The organism is Endozoicomonas sp. Mp262, from assembly GCF_025643335.1.
GTDB lineage: Bacteria > Pseudomonadota > Gammaproteobacteria > Pseudomonadales > Endozoicomonadaceae > Endonucleibacter.
The window spans coordinates 4,690,315-4,709,837 of the sequence record NZ_CP092489.1 but is presented as its reverse complement, the minus strand read 5'-3'; the positions used below and the strand labels follow the sequence as shown (position 1 = coordinate 4,709,837).

16 protein-coding genes are annotated in these 19,523 nt (G+C 46.3%); 5 read left to right on the top strand and 11 right to left on the bottom strand.

Annotated elements, in window-relative coordinates:
- Nucleotides 1-23 precede the first annotated feature (23 nt).
- Nucleotides 24-257, top strand: a complete 234-nt coding sequence (locus MJ595_RS20910; protein WP_263080049.1) for a hypothetical protein — start codon at nt 24-26, stop codon at nt 255-257.
- 7 nt (nt 258-264) lie between these two features.
- Here MJ595_RS20910 and MJ595_RS20905 read toward each other — a convergent pair whose 3' ends face one another.
- The 8 genes from MJ595_RS20905 to MJ595_RS20870 all read right to left on the bottom strand — a co-directional run bounded on the left by MJ595_RS20905 (nt 265) and on the right by MJ595_RS20870 (nt 9,392).
- Nucleotides 265-882: a plasmid pRiA4b ORF-3 family protein gene (locus MJ595_RS20905; RefSeq protein ID WP_263080048.1), complete on the bottom strand. Its 618-nt coding sequence runs from the start codon at nt 880-882 to the stop codon at nt 265-267.
- A 44-nt stretch (nt 883-926) separates the two neighbouring features.
- Complete coding sequence (locus MJ595_RS20900) at nt 927-1,601, bottom strand: GIY-YIG nuclease family protein (RefSeq protein ID WP_263080047.1); 675 nt, start codon at nt 1,599-1,601, stop codon at nt 927-929.
- Between the two features lie 29 nt (nt 1,602-1,630).
- A complete protein-coding gene (locus MJ595_RS20895) occupies nt 1,631-1,795 on the bottom strand; it encodes a hypothetical protein (protein WP_263080046.1) in 165 nt (54 codons plus the stop codon).
- Between the two features lie 65 nt (nt 1,796-1,860).
- The gene (locus MJ595_RS20890) at nt 1,861-2,226 is read right to left on the bottom strand and encodes a calcium-binding protein (protein ID WP_263080045.1); all 366 of its coding nucleotides are present in this window, start codon (nt 2,224-2,226) and stop codon (nt 1,861-1,863) included.
- Nucleotides 2,227-2,493: 267 nt separating this feature from the next.
- On the bottom strand, nt 2,494-5,592 hold the full coding sequence (locus MJ595_RS20885; RefSeq protein ID WP_263080044.1) for a type I restriction endonuclease subunit R: 3,099 nt from the start codon (nt 5,590-5,592) through the stop codon (nt 2,494-2,496).
- Nucleotides 5,589-6,578: a Fic family protein gene (locus MJ595_RS20880; RefSeq protein WP_263080043.1), complete on the bottom strand. Its 990-nt coding sequence runs from the start codon at nt 6,576-6,578 to the stop codon at nt 5,589-5,591. The genes MJ595_RS20885 and MJ595_RS20880 overlap by 4 nt, the downstream gene beginning before the upstream one ends.
- A 4-nt stretch (nt 6,579-6,582) precedes the next feature.
- Nucleotides 6,583-7,839 (bottom strand): restriction endonuclease subunit S, encoded by a 1,257-nt coding sequence (locus tag MJ595_RS20875; RefSeq protein WP_263080042.1) that lies wholly within the window; start codon nt 7,837-7,839, stop codon nt 6,583-6,585.
- On the bottom strand, nt 7,836-9,392 hold the full coding sequence (locus tag MJ595_RS20870) for a type I restriction-modification system subunit M (RefSeq protein WP_263080041.1): 1,557 nt from the start codon (nt 9,390-9,392) through the stop codon (nt 7,836-7,838). Before MJ595_RS20870 ends, MJ595_RS20875 begins: the two co-directional genes overlap by 4 nt.
- Before the next feature lie 295 nt (nt 9,393-9,687).
- On the opposite strand from MJ595_RS20870, the gene MJ595_RS20865 reads away from it, so the two are divergent.
- Together MJ595_RS20865 and MJ595_RS20860 are read left to right on the top strand one after the other, a co-directional pair.
- A complete protein-coding gene (locus tag MJ595_RS20865; protein WP_263080040.1) occupies nt 9,688-10,908 on the top strand; it encodes a DUF4236 domain-containing protein in 1,221 nt (406 codons plus the stop codon).
- A gap of 30 nt (nt 10,909-10,938) precedes the next feature.
- On the top strand, nt 10,939-11,199 hold the full coding sequence (locus tag MJ595_RS20860; protein WP_263080039.1) for a helix-hairpin-helix domain-containing protein: 261 nt from the start codon (nt 10,939-10,941) through the stop codon (nt 11,197-11,199).
- Between the two features lie 58 nt (nt 11,200-11,257).
- Here MJ595_RS20860 and MJ595_RS20855 read toward each other — a convergent pair whose 3' ends face one another.
- Entirely contained in the window at nt 11,258-14,164 is a 2,907-nt protein-coding gene (locus tag MJ595_RS20855) for a UvrD-helicase domain-containing protein (protein WP_263080038.1), read from the bottom strand.
- 242 nt (nt 14,165-14,406) lie between these two features.
- Between MJ595_RS20855 and MJ595_RS20850 the strand changes: the two genes are divergently transcribed.
- Nucleotides 14,407-15,543, top strand: a complete 1,137-nt coding sequence (locus tag MJ595_RS20850; RefSeq protein ID WP_263080037.1) for a hypothetical protein — start codon at nt 14,407-14,409, stop codon at nt 15,541-15,543.
- Nucleotides 15,544-15,682: 139 nt separating this feature from the next.
- On the opposite strand, the gene MJ595_RS20845 is transcribed toward MJ595_RS20850, so the two are convergent.
- Both MJ595_RS20845 and MJ595_RS20840 read right to left on the bottom strand, forming a co-directional pair.
- Nucleotides 15,683-16,831 (bottom strand): retroviral-like aspartic protease family protein, encoded by a 1,149-nt coding sequence (locus MJ595_RS20845; RefSeq protein WP_263080036.1) that lies wholly within the window; start codon nt 16,829-16,831, stop codon nt 15,683-15,685.
- Nucleotides 16,832-17,799: 968 nt separating this feature from the next.
- Nucleotides 17,800-18,375, bottom strand: coding sequence for a hypothetical protein (locus tag MJ595_RS20840; protein ID WP_263080034.1), 576 nt, complete (start codon nt 18,373-18,375; stop codon nt 17,800-17,802).
- 70 nt (nt 18,376-18,445) lie between these two features.
- Here MJ595_RS20840 and MJ595_RS20835 point away from each other — a divergent pair, with 70 nt between their 5' ends.
- Nucleotides 18,446-19,429 carry a transposase gene (locus MJ595_RS20835; RefSeq protein ID WP_263080033.1) on the top strand — a complete coding sequence of 328 codons (984 nt, stop codon included), beginning with the start codon at nt 18,446-18,448 and terminating at the stop codon, nt 19,427-19,429.
- The last annotated feature ends 94 nt before the right edge of the window (nt 19,430-19,523 follow it).

Genomic DNA, 19,523 nt, shown 5'->3' with positions numbered 1-19,523 from the left:
TTCAAATGGAAGAAGTGTAGCTCATGGCAACCACCAACATCTGGCAAAAGTTCAAGGCGCTGATCCCGGAAGGCAGCCGAACCATTGTTACCATCACAGCCAACAACAGCAACGGCACCAGTCAGGCAGAGTTAAGAGATGGCTCTGTGGTTACAGTAAAAGGCGAGTCAGTTGAGGCAGGGCAGAAAGCGTTTGTGCAAGATGGGGAAATCAAAGGCTCTGCGCCGGAGTTGGCGCAGTATGAGGTGGAAGTTTGATGAAGTATCAAGCCATCATTGATGGCATGTTAGAGGAGAGAATTTGATGAGTTTTCAGGGTTTTTAAAGCCTTGTTGGTTACCTTTAAATCAAAGTGATCAGGATCGGATATTTCATCACCATAGTACTCAACGGCATCTTCGTGGTCTTCATGTTCAGGGTCATTGAGGGCTTCCACCCAGTTCATATAACCCCAGATACCTCCACAATCTTCCGGAGGGCAGGCGCCTTTACCCTTGATACAATAAGGCAGTGGTTGCTCAGGATTGGGTGGGAGTATTTTTTCAAGGCTGATAGCATGAGACCAACTGTCACCAAAATCATATTCATAGCCGAGCCGGTCTTTCTCTGTTGTTAATAGCTGAGAAAGTTGTGTGTCAGCTTCGTTCTCGGTTTTCAAGTCGTCGCAGTAAATATCATTCATTGGCTCTCCAAAAAGGCGGCCGTGATGATTAAATTGATGCATATGGCTGTTCGTCCAACCCATACTCAGCTGGATAACCCAGTGAAGGTCAGACAGAGGGATGTCTGCGTTTACCAGTACACGACGCCATATCGGCGGTTTGGCTTCCTTAAGGCTAATTTTTAACTGGTAGATATTTGGGATCTGTTTGGGGCGTGGCATTCAGCTAACCTCCTGATAGCATTTTTTGGAACAAATTGCTTATTTTAGATCAGTTCTTTGAGTGGCTGTTTGCTATCTGTCACCCAAGCCGTCAGTCCATTAGTGCTTCTGCCAGAAATAAAAGCACCGGCAGAAGAAGGGCTGCTAAATTCATAGTCTTCAGCAAAACAATAGCAGCCTTCTTCAAGGGTGATAATCCCTTTTTGAATCAGAAGTTCTCGCTCTTTAAGCGTACCAGCTGGGCATGATTTAACCGGTGTTGTTACTGCCTTTGAGCCTTTGAACACTGTGAAACCTTCCTCAGAGCGTGCACCTGAGGCGACCAATCCTTTAACTTTTAAGTAGAAGGTTATTGCTGGTGGCTTGGGTTTTTCCAGTGAAGCTGCTTGTTTAGGTTGTGAGAAGACAGTCGGGGCTGAAAAGTGGTGAATCCCCAGAACAGGTAACAGTTGTAGCATTCGCTCAATATAAATATCCATCTCTGCCCGATCAGCCTCCGGCAGTGAGGAACCACTGGACGCACTGTTCATAACAGCAGCCCGCTTGCTGGCATAAGCGGCATGGATAAGCTTGCCTTCAATGTAGCGTATATGGGCTTTGGTCAGATTATCATCTTTGCTGACAAACGCAGAGGTGTGAATCCAGTAATCCTTTTCCTCTGTTTTCGCATGCTGTTTCAGGCGTTTTGAAACATTCTCTGCTTCACCAATATAAAGCACAGGCTCGCCTGATTCAGAATCAGTGCCGGTCAGAAGATAAACACAGGGCTTCTCAACTCTTCACGGTCAAGAAAGTCATCAAGGTCACTGCGAGGCCCTGCGATAGCCTTGCCCGTCCAGTTCGGTATTTCAGCAGTGCGCAGCCCTGTTGGGCTGCCTTTAACGAGGAAAAGTTTTATTGTAGTTGGTTGCATAGGCGGTAGATATTGATGTTTTGTTGGACAATTACTGGTGTTTCCATTGGTTTTGATACTGTTTGTCAGAATGAATAACCCTGCTGCATCCAGTAATTCCAGACTTTTATAGCCTGTTGGGTATTTTTATCCTCACCCTCATAAACAAGCTGCTCCAGCGGAACGGAGCATGTACGGTCTTTCCATTCGATCAACACTCGCATACCAGCATCACATTCATCCATATCCCCCATATCGGTTACAGTCACCGTTTCGTCAACCCGAAGCAATGAGCCTCGGGTTTCGTGAATACAACGGGCGGTAAATGGAAATTTCATCTGATCATATAGCCAGTGATACCAGCCACTAACCACCTCCTCGCTGTCATAGCAGTCAACCACAATTTCGTCTTCAATAAGGTTCTGCATTGATGGTTGGTGTTGAATGTCCATGGTTTAATTCGCTTCGTCAGTTGAATAAAGGTCGTTGCCTAGGAGCCTGTCGGACTTAACCAGCCGTAGCGAGAAAAAGATCGGTTTGAGCCAGTTTTCATACTGATTTGAGGCGAATAGTGGTTCTATTTAACGAAAATCAGCATAAAAAATGACCAAATCAGGCTTTTTCGCAGCAGGCCTGCGTTAAGTCCGACAGGCTCCTAGAAATACAAATAAGCAGAGTCCTAAAAAGTGTCAGCTTCCCCGAGTGCCTGTCAATGGAAGCTACACCTCACCACCCACTCCCCTGAACTTTTCAACAAAAGCCACGATTTTCTGAAACACGCTCTGTTTCTTCGTCAAGTACTGTGGGTTCAGCGGGCTCATTTTAGGCAGAATGGCATTGAGCTCGGTGCCATTCTCGCTGGCAAATTCCCGTTTTAACGATGTGGCAATATACCGCCTGGCAGCCTCAGTATTCAGGTTCTCAGAATCAATCAGTTCATCTGCCTCACGGTGTTGTTCCTTCTGGGCAAAAGCAAAAAAGGCATCAATAATGCTGGCTTTATCACCAATCTCATCGAGATCTGTTTGATTGATAAAATCAACCACCAATTCCTCTTTTGCACGGTTGCCAAGGCTGGCGCGAATCACACGGCGTACTTCGTCAACCAAATCGGCTTTACTTTTGGTTTTCTTGTGATGCTCAAAGATCAGCTCCAGAATATAATCCAGATTGATTTCCTGGGATTTGAGCAAGTCCACTTCAAAGACCACGTCATCCCAGTCAATAGTCGATTTTTCTTTTTCCTCAGAGGATTTTTGTCGGCGCTGCCAGTCACGAATATCGTTATAGGTAGAACGGTAATCCTGAATCTTGCGTTCGGCAGGGAGGCGTATGGTCTGCAATTGAGCCAGAGTGTCGTCATCCAGGTAATGCTCGACCTTAAATGCCTCAACGGCATCCGGGTCGCTTATATCGATGTCTTGCAGAGCTTTCAGGCTGGCAAACTCATCGTAGTTTTGCAGCACGTTTTCTACCCGCAGATACTCACCAAACAGTTTGGCAAAGGCTTTTTTGTCAGACTCTTTCTCAATAGCCGAAGGGTCAGGAAAGCGCTGCTCCAGTTCGCTCACCACTTCCATAAAGCCGCGTCTGGCCTGACCGGTGACCAAATCCGTAAAGCCTTCCATGTATTCCTTATAACTCTTTTCCAGAACCACGTTTTTGGTGTTTTTATCACCAAACAGGGTGATAGCATCCACAGTGGCTCTTTCAAGATCACGGAAGGTAACAATATTGCCAAACGTCTTGGTGGCGTCATAAATGCGGTTGGTGCGCGAGTAGGCTTGCATTAAACCGTGGTAACGCAGGTTTTTGTCTACAAACAAGGTGTTAAGCGTAGGTGCATCAAAGCCAGTGAGGAACATACCCACCACAATCAATAAATCGATGTCCTTTGATTTAACGCGCTTGGCCAAATCACGGTAGTAATTCTGAAAGCCTTTGCTATCGACCTTGAAATTGGTTTTAAAGAAGGCGTTGTAATCGCTAATCGCTGCGCTTAAAAACTCTTTTGCGCTGCTATTCATGGCCGAGACATCAAAGCTCTCATCCTGAATATCCCCCACCGCATCTTGCTCCTCATTGGCGGCAAAGGAGAAAATAGTGGCGATTTTCAGCGGCTTGTCGCTGTCAGCCTGCAATTGGTTGAGCGATTCATAATACAGCTTGGCGGCATCCACGCTACTGACTGCGAATAGGGCATTGAAGCCTTTTTCACTCATTTGAAGGCGATGGGTTTTCTGGCGGTAGTGTTTCAGAATGTATTGAGAGATTTCATGAATACGGACCGGGTGCAAAAGGGCTTGCTTGTTTTCCGCTGCGTTGAGCTTTTTCTCGTCCTGTTCGGTTTCGATGGCTTTAAACTTCGGGCGCACATCGTTGTAGTCCACCTTGAACTTGAGCACCTTTTCATCACGAATAGCATCGGTAATCACATAGGAATGCAATTCACGGCCAAACACGCTGGCGGTGGTTTCCGCACCTAAAGCATTCTGCGGAAAGATAGGCGTACCCGTAAAGCCGAACTGATAGAAGCGTTTGAACTTCTTCTTCAGATTTTTCTGGGCTTCACCAAACTGGCTACGGTGACATTCATCAAAAATAAACACCACCTGACGGTGGTAAATGGCAAGGTCGCCCTCGCTTTTCATCAGATTGTTGAGCTTCTGAATGGTGGTAACGATGATCTTGTTATCGTCTTTATCCAGATTGCGTTTAAGGCCAGCAGTACTATCAGAGCCATTGACGCTATCGGGCGAAAAGCGCTGGTATTCTTTCATGGTCTGGTAGTCCAGGTCTTTCCGGTCTACCACGAAAAATACCTTGTCGATAAAATCCAGCTTAGTGGCCAAACGTGCTGCTTTAAAGCTGGTTAAAGTTTTACCAGAACCGGTGGTATGCCAGATAAAACCACCGCTTTCCGGTTTGCTCCAGCTTTTGGCTTCAAAGGAGCTTTTTACCTTCCATAAAATGCGTTCTGTGGCGGCAATCTGGTAGGGGCGCATCACCAGTAAGGTATCATTGATATCCAATACTGAGTATTGCAGCAGAACCTTGAGCAGCGTGTTTTTCTGAAAAAAGGTGGCGGTAAAGTCTTCCAGATCTTTGATCAAGGTATTATCGGCCTTCGCCCAGTTCATGGTGAAGTCGAAGCTGTTTTTATTGCGCTGGGTGGTATTGGCAAAATAGCGGCTGTCGGTGCCGTTAGAGATCACAAACAGCTGCAAATATTTATACAGGGAATGCTCGCTGTTAAAGCTCTCTTTGCTGTAGCGATGTACCTGGTTAAAGGCTTCACGAATGGCTACGCCCCGTTTTTTCAGCTCGATTTGCACCAGCGGTAAGCCATTCACGAGAATGGTGACATCGTAGCGGTTGGCATGGGTGCCGGTTTGTTCAAACTGTTTAATCACCTGCACTTTGTTACGGGCAATGGTCTTTTTATCCAGCAAATAAATATTCTGGATATGCCCGTCATCAAAAACAAAATCGTGAATATGGTTATCGTGAATTTTCCGGGTTTTATCGATAATGTTATCGCTGGGCTTATCCAGAAAGGTTTCAACAAAACGCCGCCATTCATGGTCAGAAAAAGCCATATTGTTGAGGGTTTGCAACTGCTCACGTACATTTGCCAGCATTTTATCGGGGGAATTTAAACCGGAAACGTATTCATAGCCCTGATTTTGCAGGTCACGAATAAGCGCCTGCTCCAGATCATCTTCACTCTGGTAGCTTTCGTTAACCTCATGGTCGCGGGTGTATTTATCCAGAACAATAAAGTTTTTGGACTCGGCGATGGTTTTGTAGTCTGTCACAGATTAATCTCCCAATGCCCCGTTTTATCAGAACCAACCCGCGTCACTTTGCCCGCTTGTTGCAACTTGGTCAACGCCCGGCCAATGGTGCGGATATCTTTGCCTATAACATTGGCCAACTGTTGACGTGTCATATCCGGATTAGCCGTCAGCAAGGTCAGGATGGCCTCGGGGGTTTTGAGTCCGTTTACGTCAACAGGGATATTTTCAGGGGCGTTTGCAGTGGCGTTTACAGGGGCGTTTTGCCTCAAGGTTTCAGCAATGGCCCATAGCATAAAGTGGATAAACGGGCTGCTATCGGTTTGCTGGTCGGCCTCTTCCAGAGCTTGATAGTAGCGCTGCTGATGGTCTTTAACCACGCTTTCCAAAGGCAAAGAGAGAAACAGTGGATGCCACTGGGACAAGATCAGGGTTTGCCATAAGCGCCCCATACGGCCATTACCATCACTGAAGGGGTGAATAAACTCAAATTCGTAATGGAACACGCTGCTGGTGATCAGGGGATGGTCTTTGGCCTGGGCTAACCAGTGGATTAAATCAGCCATTAATCCTGATACCTGATGGGCAGGCGGAGCAACATGATGCACTGCCGTGCCTTTGTGAATACCCACGGCTTTCGTGCGAAACTTGCCCGCATTCGTGAGAATATCGCCCATCATGACACCATGGGCTGCCAGTAAATCGTCCAGTTTCGCCGGTTGATAGCCAGGCAATGCTTCATAGGCTGCAATAGCGCCCTTGACTTCGGCCAGCTCCCGCACGCTGCCCAGCACGGGCTTGCCATCCACAATGGCGGTAATCTGCGCTTCGGTTAAGGTATTACCTTCAATAGCCAGGGTGCCGGTGATGGTTTTAATCCGGTTTTGTTTGCGTAGTTGCGGTGATGTGTTAAAACCACGAACATCAAGGCTGCCCACCTGCTGGCTAATCTCGGCCACCAGATTGAGAATATCAGCATTGATAGTAAAGGGTGGTTGATAAGCCATAGTGTTAGAGTGCTCCTTGCCTGGGGAAGCTCAGCAGCAAATCACGGTAATATTCGTATTGCTGCTGGCGGAGTTTGATTTCTCGGGGTAAGCCTTCGTTAATGGAGGTCGTTAAAATCTCGAATTTATCGAGTATGGTTACGATACGCTCCTGTTCTGCGAGCGACTTTTCAGGATCATTTGGATAAGGGACGGGTATTTGAACTCTTGAAAATCCTTTGATCAATAAGGTGTTGATTTTTGTACGGGCAATATATTTTGCCTTTGCTGCAACGAAGTTGGCTGTTTGCATACAGTAAGAAACAAATTTTGGATTCATCGAATGACGAAGGGCATAACAGTGATCGTGTATTGCTATCTTTTCACTACCCAGCCAGGCCACGGCTTTGCCAACCTCTTCTACCGTTTCGCCGACATCAGTGAATACAACATCCCCCGGTTCGACATAGCGTAGTGACTCAGCCAGTTCAGCGCGCACCTGGGACTGAGCCTGTGACGTTGAAGTTCCGTACTGTGTGTAGATTTCCCCATAGTGAATAACCTTGATTCCATCACTTTCCACGTAATCCGCTTTGGTAAAGCGTTTGCCACGAATAAAGTCACCAATCTCTCCGAGAGACTTCCACTCCACTTCACTGTTTTTGAAACTTAATAATTCGTCACGATAGTAGTTGAATTGTTTTTTTCGTGCGTTAAGCTCGGTGGTCAGCTCGGTGGTCAGCTCGGTGGTCAGCTCGGTGAACTTATCCAGAATCCGGACGATTTCGGCTTGAATTGCCAGTGATTTTTTGGGGTTTTCTGGACAGGGGATGGGAATTAATCTTTTTTCAATCGCCCCCTTACTAATATGTAACATCGTTGAGCCGGTAGCCTGCTCTTCTTTAAGTGCTTTTGTATCCCACTCTAAGAGATAAAAAAGAAACTTTTTGAGCAGTAAGTTTTCATTAGGCACAACCTTCCAGATATGGTAATGATAAATAACCTTTGACCCTTCCCAAATTCGGGGGCCGAATGAAGCAGACCAAGCATATAGAAGATCTCCATTGTCACAATATTTATCATCATTTAATTCTAGGTTTGAATAATACCAACTATCATTGGTGAAGAAATTTCCTACGCGTAAAACTGGGTATTTTCCTTCGTTTAATAACTCAGTCTTCTTGTAAGCTCTACCGTTTATAAATTGAGAAACGTCTCCCAGGGCCTTCCACTCAACCTCAACCCCATCAAGCAGTTTCTTCATAAAGCTTATCTGGTTCATACTTCAGTCTCCACCCCTTCTATCTCCGCCACAATCGCATCAATATCAGACCGAAGCTGTGTAATCCTCTCAACAGTCGTGCTGAGCTCAGCATTAAGCTGAGTAATATCTACTTTTTCCCGCATGTCTTCCGCTTCCACATAGCTGCTGACAGAGAGGTTATAGTCATTCTCTGCAATATTCTCTAGCGTCTCTGCTTTGGCAAAATGCGCAATATCCTCTTTGCTATCGAAGACCTGTATGATTTTGTCAATATGCTGATCGGTCAACAGGTTGTTATTGGTGCCTTTGTTAAACAGACCACTGGCATCAATAAACTGGATCCGGGTGTCCGTTTTATGTTTGGACAGCACCAGAATATTTACGGCAATGGTGGTGCCATAAAACAGGTTGGGGGCAAGGGAAATCACGGTTTCCACATAATTGTTATCCACCAGATACTGACGGATTTTCTTTTCCGCCCCCCCCCGGTAAAAAATACCCGGAAAGCAGACAATGGCCGCCCGTCCTTTGGCAGAAAGATAGTTCAGGGCATGCATAACAAAGGCGAAATCCGCTTTGGATTTAGGAGCCAGCACACCTGCCGGGGCAAAACGGTCGTCGTTAATCAAGGTAGGGTCGCCGCTGCCAATCCATTTCACCGAATAGGGTGGATTGGAGACGATGGCATCAAAGGGTTTATCGTCACCAAAATGAGGCTCGGTCAGGGTGTTGCCCAGCTGCATATTGAACTTGTCGTAGTTGATATTGTGCAAAAACATGTTCATACGGGCCAGGTTATAGGTGGTGTGGTTGAGCTCCTGACCAAAAAAACCGTCTTCAATAATATGGGCATCAAAGTGCTTTTTGGCTTGCAGCAGCAAAGAGCCGGAACCACAGGCAGGATCGTAGATTTTATTGATGCTGGTTTGCCCGTGCATGGCCAGTTGGGCAATCAACTTGGAGACCTGCTGCGGGGTAAAAAACTCACCCCCGGATTTACCCGCATTGGCCGCATAATTGGAGATAAGAAATTCATAGGCATCGCCAAACAGGTCAATATCGCTGCCATGGAAATCGCCAAAATCGAGTCCGGCCACCCCTTTAAGTACCGCAGTTAAACGAAGGTTCTTGTTGGCAACGGTGTTGCCAAGGCGGTTGCTGGTGGTGTCAAAGTCGGCAAACAGGCCTTTAATATCCACTTCGGACGGGTAGCCATTGGCAGAGCTTTCAATGTCCTTGAATATGTCAGCCAAATCCGTATTTAAACTGTCGTTTTTGCTGGCGTTCTTGACGATATTGGCGAACAGTTCACTGGGGTAAATAAAATAGCCCTTGGTTTTGATGGCATCATCCCGGATTTCCGGGGTGATCACGCCATCATCCAGCTTGGCATAATCAATGCTGTCATCGCCCCCTTCTATGTAGCTGGCAAAGTTTTCACTGATAAAACGATAGAACAGGGCACCGAGCACGTATTGTTTAAAATCCCAGCCATCCACTGCACCCCGTACATCGTTGGCAATTTGCCATATCTGTCGATGCAGCTCTTTCCTTTGTTGCATACTTTTCATGGTGCTTATCCTGTTTTCAGAGACGTGGAATGTGAAAATTTTGAGACGCTACCGCCCGGAGGTGAGCCTTGGTCTGTTATTGACCAGGCGGAGCATGGGCCTCGGTAGCTTAGGGTGAAATTTTTACTGCTGAGTAGATTACAGGAAATTAACGCATTGTACCTGCCTTAAAACGGGTTGTTGTATTAGCTATCCCCGAAGGGGAGCTGATCTTTTTTTCTATCAATTTTTCCAATTGGTACTGATTATGAAAAAATGTCATTTTTAAAGGGTGACTAAGGAATAGTGCATCGCTATGGGATATCGCTTTCGTCGAGCCATTAAAATTCTGCCCGGTGTTCGTTTAAATCTTTCCAAAAGTGGCGTCAGTGTCAGTGCAGGTGTTAAGGGCGCTTCGGTGACTGCCGGGAAGAAAGGCGTCTATGCCAATGTTGGCGTACCCGGTTCCGGACTGTCCTACCGTACCCGAATTGATAAGCCAGGAGGCAGTATGAAAGACCGCGTTGATATCTCTCATATGCGGGTGCCGTCTACCGAGGACAATGTCTATTTTATTCTGGATAGTGCCCACAGGTTGTTGATACAGGATGATGAGGGTAATAATTTTACAGAAGAGCAAGCCTGGCGTATTCGGCAACATCACTGGGAGGATATGACGGCATTGCTGCGGATGGCTTGCGCACGGTTAAATGGACCGTTATTGGCTATCACTCATATTCATGAGAGTACCCCCAAACCCGACAGCACCTTCGACTGGTCATTATATTATTGCCCTTTGGATGAACCGGTACCGGAAGAACCCTGTTATCAACCCATTACCTGGCTTGACCGTGTGCTGCCCTGGCGACGTAAGGCTATTGATGAAGCGAACCAGCGACTGGAAAGCCAGTACCGAAGAGAACAGGTGGTCTGGCAGCGCAAGGTTGATGAACATGAACAACAGCAAAGAGCACGCTGGAATGACCGGTTTGCCTCAGTTGCCAATGCCACGGCGTTTCTTTATGAGGTTTTAGGACGGCTGGAGTGGCCTCATAAAGTGGATACCCGCTTAATCGTTGATAGCACCATGAAACGGATTGCGCTGGAGACGCATTTTCCCGAGATTACTGAGCTGCCCGGTATTGAATATAAAGTACAGGAAAAAGAGTGGCGGCTTATTTCAAAAGGGTTAACGCCCACCAAAAAAAGAAAGCTGTATATGCACTACGTACACGGCATTGGCTTTCGGCTTATCGGGGAAATATTCAGAGCCATACCTGTGCAAACGGTGATTTTCACCGGGCATACCCAGCGCCTGAATTCTGCGACAGCGTCGTTTGATGAAGAGTGCCTGTACTCTGCAAAGGTATCCCGTGAAGCGTGGCAGCAGGTGGACTTTTCAACGCTGGATGAGTTGTCTTTGCCAGAGGTGATGGCGACCTTTGATCTGCGCAGGAATATGACCAAAACCGGTATCTTCAGAAGCGTTGAGCCATTTTCTGTTATTTCATCAGAGCAGTTGGCTATGTCATTGTGAGTGAGGTGGCTTTAATCCGTGCCTGTTTAAGTGCAGTTTAAGGTTCAGCAGATTAAAACGGTGACACCGACCACCATTGAAGGGGTTGAGAAGTATCTCGGCTCCGGGATGGTGAAAGGGATTGGCCCTCACTTTGCCAAGCGGCTGGTGAAAGCCTTTGGTGAACAGGTGTTTGATATTATCGAGGAGAACCCGGATCGGTTGATGGAGCTGGACGGCATCGGTAAAAAACGCCGGGAGAAAATCACCTCCGCCCGGCGGCGGACTAATTTGCCAGGGCGGTTGGGTTAGTGGTTCAGATGAGTCGGTGCTCGGCATGACCTGAATTGTTCAGGTTCCTGAAGATCCATTATTGAACCTCTGTTAATTGTTCGCTATCGATCACCTTTCTGATCCGGCGATCGTCTGAAGTGATCTTTTTGACTTCTTTACGGAAGTGACTCAGTAATTTCTCGCTGTAATCATCGGCACTGTCAAGATAGTCGCTGTGATATCTCCGGTAATAACTTAACTTCTCCCTGTCCATCTTTTGTGTGAGGGGAATGAACCCGAGATCATCCACATTCAGCAGGTCATGCACGGACAGCCAGTCTTCGCCCCGGCGAATTTTTAGCAGAGGGTTGATGATGTAATGGCCCCGCTTGATCCGCTTGAATAGTTGGCGGTTATAAGGCGATTGGCGCTCTACTTCGTTGCCGGACAAAATGCTGCTGATGTAAGACTGTCGTTTGCGTCGTTCTGGTAGTACGGCATCCGGTAATGATTGTACTCGCTCGGCCAGATCTTTGGCCGTAAACCCCTGGGACCTACTGAGGGCGTCTCCCAGGGTGCGGTAAAAAAGGGCGAACATCAGGTTGAGCACAAACAGTCCCATTAACCGTTTGTCGAGCTTGATCAGTCGGCCTTCTACTTGAATAGCCAGGGAGTCAGGCTCAAGCTTTTCATAAATCGCTGTCAGTTTGGCAGCGGCATATTTATTATCAAACAACGCTTGTTCCAGTGCCATTTGCAGGGCATTAAAACCATTGCTGCCTTGTTTATCCGGGTCTGCGCCCCGTTCAATCAATGCGTCAACCAGACCCGCATTGCCCAGTCGGGCTGCCACCATGAGCGGGGTCAGGTTAAAAATGGTGCGATGATCGATCCCGTATTTCTCAGTGTCACGCAGCACGGCACCAGGGTTTTTCAGGTCATAGCTCATGTAGTGCTTGCGGTTTAGCTGTTGCAATGACTTGTTTTCTGGCTGTGAGGCCGCTTTGAAACCCGTGTTGATCAAGGCGTTGAGCATGGGGCGGTGGTGGTAAATCAGGGCATATTCCAGCGCCAGAATCTGTTTCTTCTTGTTTTTACCCGCCATGGCTTCTGTTTGCAGTGTTTCAAAATGAACTCTGTCCAAAACTGGCCAGGGGACGGGCTTGATTTGCAGTATGCGGTTGCGGATTTCTTCTGCCTGCTCCTGCTTGCCCTGCAGTTCCAGCTTACGGGCTTCTTTCTGCCATTCGTCGAGACTGGATTTCTGTTGGTCAACCTCCAGATCACCGCTATATCGAGCCAGATCCAGCAGGCGAACCATCGGGTGCTTGTGGCTGGCTTCGACGACATACAGATTTCGCACCGCACGGGTCATGGCCACGTATAGGGCATTGATGTAAAACTTGTAGACTTCCAGGGATTTGTCGTGCTTGTCTTTGGCACGGGCATAGTTAAGGCTTTCTTTTTCCAGAGCGGCAGGATCAACCCCGGCGGCGATGTCACGAAAGGCTTTTTCTTCATCGCTGATAAAGTTGTAGAGGATGATATTGTCATATTCCAGCCCTTTGGCTTCCTGAATAGAAAATATCAACGGGGTGTTAAACCATTTTCGGGCAGCGGCTTTTTGATCCGGGTGCATGACCAGCACAGCAAAGCGAGTAGATTGTGCTGTTCGGTTGTCCAGGTCTTTTTTGACATCCGGTTTATCGTTAAGGAGTTGCAGCCGACCCTGATGGGCTCCGATGCTATTGACCAGGTAATTGCTTTCTTTATCAATAGAGCCGAAACGCGCATGTTTGAGTTTGAGTATCCGGTTGGCAATATGGGTCACCACCGGTGCGTTACGATAGTTGGATTGCAGGATTCTGATGACTTCACCATGGCCGGTCAGCCCCTGTTGCTCAAAAAACAGGGATTTAACCTTGGACCAGGAGAAAAAGTTGGGATGCACTATCTGGTTTGAATCACCACAGAGGATAAATTGGCCGTCATTGCGCAGGGATTTCAGGATCAGGTACAGCTGGATATTGGTGATATCCTGCACTTCATCCACCACAATAAAGTCGTATCTCGGCTGGGATTGTTCGAGGTAGCCGTGGCTGACGATGTTGGTATCGTACAGTTGCTCTTTTTTCAGGAATTGCAGGTATTTTTCAAAAAGATCGTAGACCTTCGGGCGTTCGTCATCGTTAAAAATAGATTGCTTCACGCCCAGTGACAGATAGTCTGCACGGGAAAGCCAGGCTGACTCCGTGGAGGGGCCGGTGAGAACCCCCCTGAATTCCTCAAATAATTTGTGAGGGTCTTTAAGCTGGGAATTGCCCTTATGGCGCTGAAACCATCCTTCAAAGTCTTTAAGGTTGATTTCCCGCCCCTCTGGAACTTTAATACTTTCCAGGAACTCCCGAAAAGAAAGAAACTCGATTTCCTGGTCTTCATTGTCGTAGTGATGGGAGTAGTAAAGGTTACGGGCATTTTGTACCAGATAGGGTGACAGGCTGACGTAAAGCACATCACCGGTGGCTTGCTTCATTTTTTCCAGGGTCAGGGCTGTTTTGCCGCTGCCTGCACTGCCGATGATAACCAGTGGTGGTGACAGTTGGTAAACCGAGGATTGCGCCTCGTCGAAGGAAATGATTTTATCCAGCAGGTTGAAACGTTCATTGTCGGGGTTCAGATAAACCAGTGGGACCGGCTCAGCAGCCTCTATGCCAGTGACTTCGGGTATTTTATCATCATCAATGGTGACGCCTCGTTCAAGAAAACGTGATTTCTCATAGGCGTGGTTGGGGAGATATTCCAATATCAGACAATAACACTGCTCCTGATAACTGTGTAAGGCAAACAGCAGGCGGTCGTTTTTGTTAAGCCTGGCTCGGTAGAGGTTGTCACCAATTTTTCGCACATCAGCCTGGGTGAAGTTACCGGCTTCCAGTGCTTTCCTTACCTTGGCAAAACCCTTGATGCGATCAGGGTCGAGATCGTTGTAGAGTAGTATATTCATGGCGCTATAGTAGAGAATAAGCAGCAGGTAATCTATTGTTACTGGGCTATTAGTGCCGCAAGCCCTAACACGTCAAATTTGCCTTTTTGTTCAAGTACCTGCTTTGATAGGAATGTTTTTTACTAACCCGCCGAAAAAGAGTCTGTTTTGTCCTATTCTATTGGTATTATTCTGCATCAGATCATTAGAGTCATCGCCTTTAGAAACAGGCTTGCAGCGTTCTATTCAAGGTAGTAAAAACGATGAGTGAGTACCAATATTACGAGTTTGTTGCCGTTGACCGTCAGTTAACGCGAGATGAAATGGATCAGCTGAGAAGTATATCCTCTCGGGCCAAGATATCTTCAACCCATTTCTGTAATACCTACAATTACGGTGACCTGAAAGCACAGCCGGAGCAGATGCTGAGGGATTACTTTGATGCGTTTGTCTACGACTCAAACTTTTCCTACAGACGTTTTATAGTCAAGATGCCAAAGGCGTGCTTTGATAGGAGGTTGCTTGAGCGATACTTTCCTGGGGAGCATTCCTGCTTTAAACCCAGTCGGGATCACTGGCTGATTGAATTTTGTTATTCCGATGAAGACTGTTATGACGATAACTGGTGGGAGGAGGGCAGTGAAGGCTGGATGGGTAGCCTGCTGTCGATTCGCTCAGAGTTAATGCGAGGGGATTATCGCAGTCTTTATATTGCGTGGTTGGCTGCGCTGGAAGATGATGAGGTCGCAGAGAATGCTGGCGAAATCCCGGTTCCTCCAGGCTTAAGTGATTTGACTGCCAGCCAGAGTGCATTGTGTGACTTCCTCAAGTTGGATAAATATATTGTCGAAGCGGCTGCAAAAAACTCACCGGATGCCAGTGAGGTTAATCTGGAAAGCTGTATTGATAACTGGCTGGATGATTTGCCGCTGGCTCATTGTAAGAAAATAGTAAAGTCGTTGCTGCTGGATGAATCGGGAGCGGTAAGGGCTGAGAAAATTGCATCGTTGCTTAAGGCCGAACGAAATGATCCGGCAGTCTCTCAACAGACGACTGCTGAATTAAAAAACAAAGCGAGAGAGCTAAAAGCGGAAGGTTTGCGTAGGGCAGAAGAAGAACGTCGCAAAGAGCTGGATAAATATATTGTTGATGTCGCTGCAAAAGAACCTGCTTACTGGCGTCGAGTGGATGAGTTGTTTGAGAAACGTGGTAGTTCTGCGGTTTACCAAGAGTTATCAACCAAACTCAGGGACTTGCATTTGGTGGCAGTCAGGGAAGATAAGGTGACAGCATATAAAAAGCGGGTAGCTGACCTGCAGTTGCGGTACGCTAAAAAACAAAGCCACTGGCAGGCTATGCGTAGAGCCAACTTTGATGCGACGACGGTTTCTGGTAGTTGAAAAAAAACGTTGATAAAGGTATGCGGTTGGTGGGGTGCATGACTCTACCAACCGCTTATCCGTATTCCGTAAAGATAGACCTTCAATATTCAAGACTTGGCTCCGTTCTTTCTTGCTGTCGAAGTAAAATTATAAACAATTACTGTTCCAATTCTTGAAGATAGCCTTCTACATCACCTTTCATATCAATAAATAATTTAATAGCTTCATCCATGGTTTGCTTAAAATTTCTGACTCTGTAGAAGAACTCTCCCAAAGTGATTGAGCGGTAACTGGTAGAGTCTTTTAAATATTGATTTAAATCGGTATTACTAATTTGTCTTTTGTGAATTTCTGACATTTTTTGGCTCTCGAGCTTTACTTTATGCCGGCATTCTTTGCAAGAAAAATAATTTCTGCTTTGATCTAATTTGCAAGCTTCAGCTCTATCTAGATCCTCTTCCAGGATTAATGGGATAGAATATTTCTTGCTAGCAATATGCGGATTATACATTTTATGATTGTTATCTAAAAATAATGTGATGATGTCATTTTTGTAATCAATTTCAGCATAAAACTTTTTTAGAAAATCTAATCCGATAATTAAATCATAGTAGTCATCGTCATCGTCATCGTCATACTCATAGTCTATAATAGTTGCCCCTGTAACAATCGATAAATAGCGGTTGTAGGAATATATTTCAAGTATAAGACAATGAATACGGCCAAAAACCGTTGCTGACCCTATCCCTTTAGCCATTCCATAAACTCGTGTATCACAAATTTCCAAGAGTCCACATTCTTGAATAAGTTTTTTAGAAATTATTGTGATCTGAGCACCTGTATCTACCAGCGCTTGCCTGATGCATCCGTTTATTCTAACTGGCAGATAACTGGAGGTGACTCCTTCCAATGACTGTAACAAAACCATTGATTTTTCTTTATCTTCCTTTAATAAACGTACATCTTTGTTTTTATCTGGATCATTGTCGTCTCCACCATCGCCAGAAGCAGAGTATTCAAGAGACGTCCCGTTAGATTCGCTGGGGGAGCGGTTGTTTATTTGTTGGTCATGTTCGTTATTCCTTGTTCCTTTTTTTGCACATAAATAACATGTGCTATCTTGGTTACCATTTCCAAGTCCAGAAAATAAGATGTTTTTTTGTAACATAAGTACTTCTTTGGAATAAATTAAACTGGGGGAAGGGATGTGGTATTCAGAAAATGTATTATCTGTAAAAATAGAAAATGATAGTAGTGTTATGACTGCGTGTAAAGCAAATTGGATTTGCTTTTTTTTAGTGTTCATGAATTCAAGTGATAAGTGCGTAAACCATGTAAGCGACTGTTGGAGATAGATTTCTCACCCTAACAACTATAGCTCAAGCGTATGTGGTTGGTGAAATGCATGCACTCTACCAACCGCCTACTGATAAACCATAGTATCAGGTAATCCATTCTCAAAAAAGTTCGCAACGGGTATCGCCCCCACCGCCACTACATACAGCCTCAACGACGAATGTCGTTGGGGCTTTCTTGTTTATAGCCCCTGTTTTTAAGAGTTTTACGGCTGGTGGCCGTAGTTTTAACTCTCCCCATATCAACACCATTTTCCCCCGTTTTTTCTGTGTTTTTCTCTCTTCTCTCACAAAGTGGAGGAAATGCGGGTTGACCTCCTCTACTTTGGTTTTTCTTTTTAAAACAATACGTTATTACTGTTTTTTGCTGGAGGCGGTGTATCGAGTTCGTTGGCGGTTTTCTGGTAGGGGGACGAGACTGAAGATGAGTTTTCCTTGTTGGTAAGGTAGGGTATGAGTAGCAACTCTAATCTGCTGAGACAGTTGTAATTAACCCGTGGACTGGTAAAGAGCTACCTTCACAGACTAACCCCTTAATTATACGATTTGGGTAGAATCTCATTGCAACCGAATATGGTGATGAACCATTAGTGTTATTTTCCAATGATTTTAGAGGGTAGCTAGTATCGTTGTGAAGTAGAATATATTTAGGCTTTATCCAGCAGTACTGAACAGTGTCTGTTTGACACAGAAATTCAAGTCCGCAGTCATTGGGCTTAACTGTTACATACAGATCGGGAGTATCGCTAGTCGGAGGATAGTTGAACTTTATTTGGTATTCGATTGCTGAAAGCTTTGTTATTGCTAGCAATACAAGGGAAAACAACAAATATAGAATCTGGCGCATATCATTAGCATACTTGTGCAACATGCCCTTATTTATAGCAGAGTAGATGTAGATGGTCTTGCAGTCAGGTTTTTATCCATTCTCGGGGAATTTGATTGCCAGCTTCTTAAAGTGCTCCCGCTGCTCAGTCCACAGCATGGGGAAGGGTTTCAGGCAAGCCTCGATGGTCAGCACCCATTCCCCTGTTTCGCAAAGGATAGCCTCCTGAATATCGGGAGCCAGGCAGGTGAGGCGGATGCATTTTGATATTCTGGCCTTATCAACTTTCTCTTTATCTGCCAGTAGGCGAACACTTTTGTACCTACCGTTTTCAAGGAGTTTGATCCACCGGTGACCCTGTATCAGGGCGTGCTGCAGTTGACTCATATCATGTTGTTGTACGGGTCCGTCCGGTGTTTCAATGGTGCTCTTGCCCCCTCTGCGAATGATCTTGATGGGTACGGTCACCTTGATCAGGTTTTCTTTTTCCAGGTACTCAACGGTTTCCTTGCCCACTTTCTGAGGGTTTGCAGGACTGAGGGTTTGCAGGTTTGCAGGACGGTTTGCAGGACCGGTTTGCAGGACCGGTTTGCAGGACCGGTTTGCAGGACCGGTTTGCAGGACAGCCACCGGTTGACCGGTTTGCAGGACGGTTTGCAGGACAGCCACCAATTTGACTCTTCGGACAGGGCGTCTACTTTTTACTCAGTTGTAGTAATTTCAGGCTGAGGAGTAAGTGATGACCCGAGCGCGGAGGCAGTTGGTGGATTTGGGTAGTACGCCGTATTATCACTGTATGGCGCGGTGTGTGCGGCGGGCATTTCTCTGTGGTGAGGATCATTTGACAGGGAAAAGCTTTGAGCACCGTAAAGCCTGGGTAGTTGACCGGCTCAAGGTGTTGGCAGGTGTCTTTACTATTGAAGTGTGCGCCTATGCGGTGATGTCCAATCACTATCATGTGGTGCTGTTTGTGAATGAGGCGGCGGGTAAAGTGTTGACAACCCGAGGGGTGCTTGAACGCTGGACGCAGTTGTTTGCAGGGCCTTTGCTGGTTCAACGTTACCTAGCAGGGGAAAAACTGAGCAAGGCAGAGTATCAACGGGTGGAGCAGTTTGCTGATGATTATCGCAACCGTCTGCTGGATATTAGCTGGTTTATGCGTTGCCTGAATGAACATCTGGCTCGGGAGGCTAATCTGGAAGACGGTTGTAAAGGCCGCTTCTGGGAGGGGCGCTTTAAAAGTCAGGCGTTGCTTGATGAGGCAGCGGTGTTGACCTGCATGGCCTATGTTGACCTTAACCCGGTACGGGCAGGACAGGCAAAGAGGCCAGAGTCCTCTGATTTTACTTCGATTCAGGATCGGATAAGGCAGTGGCAGCAAAATAGCGGGAAAAAACAGTGTAATCACTTAAAGCCATTGCAGTGGAAAGGTATCACGGCTGATAAATCGGTGCCTTTTTCCTTACTGGATTATTTTTATCTGGTTGACTGGACTGGTCGTTCAGTGAGGCCAGACGAAAAAGGTGTTATTCCTGCTGACCTGCCTCCTTTACTGGTGCGCCTGGGAATTGATGGCCATGAGTGGTTGAAGACTATGCAGCCTGAGGGTAACCGTTTCCAGCGAGCGGCAGGAACCATTGCCTCGTTACGGCAATACTCAAAACAGATTGGTCAGCACTGGGTGAAAGGGCTGGTCATAAGTAAGTGGATTTATTCAGGTTGATGACTGATAGCCATGGTTGTTTATTTTTTGAAAAATGTTATGTAAGACCAAAAGGTGTAAAGAAAATATGCGATTAATTTTGACTCTGGTGCTG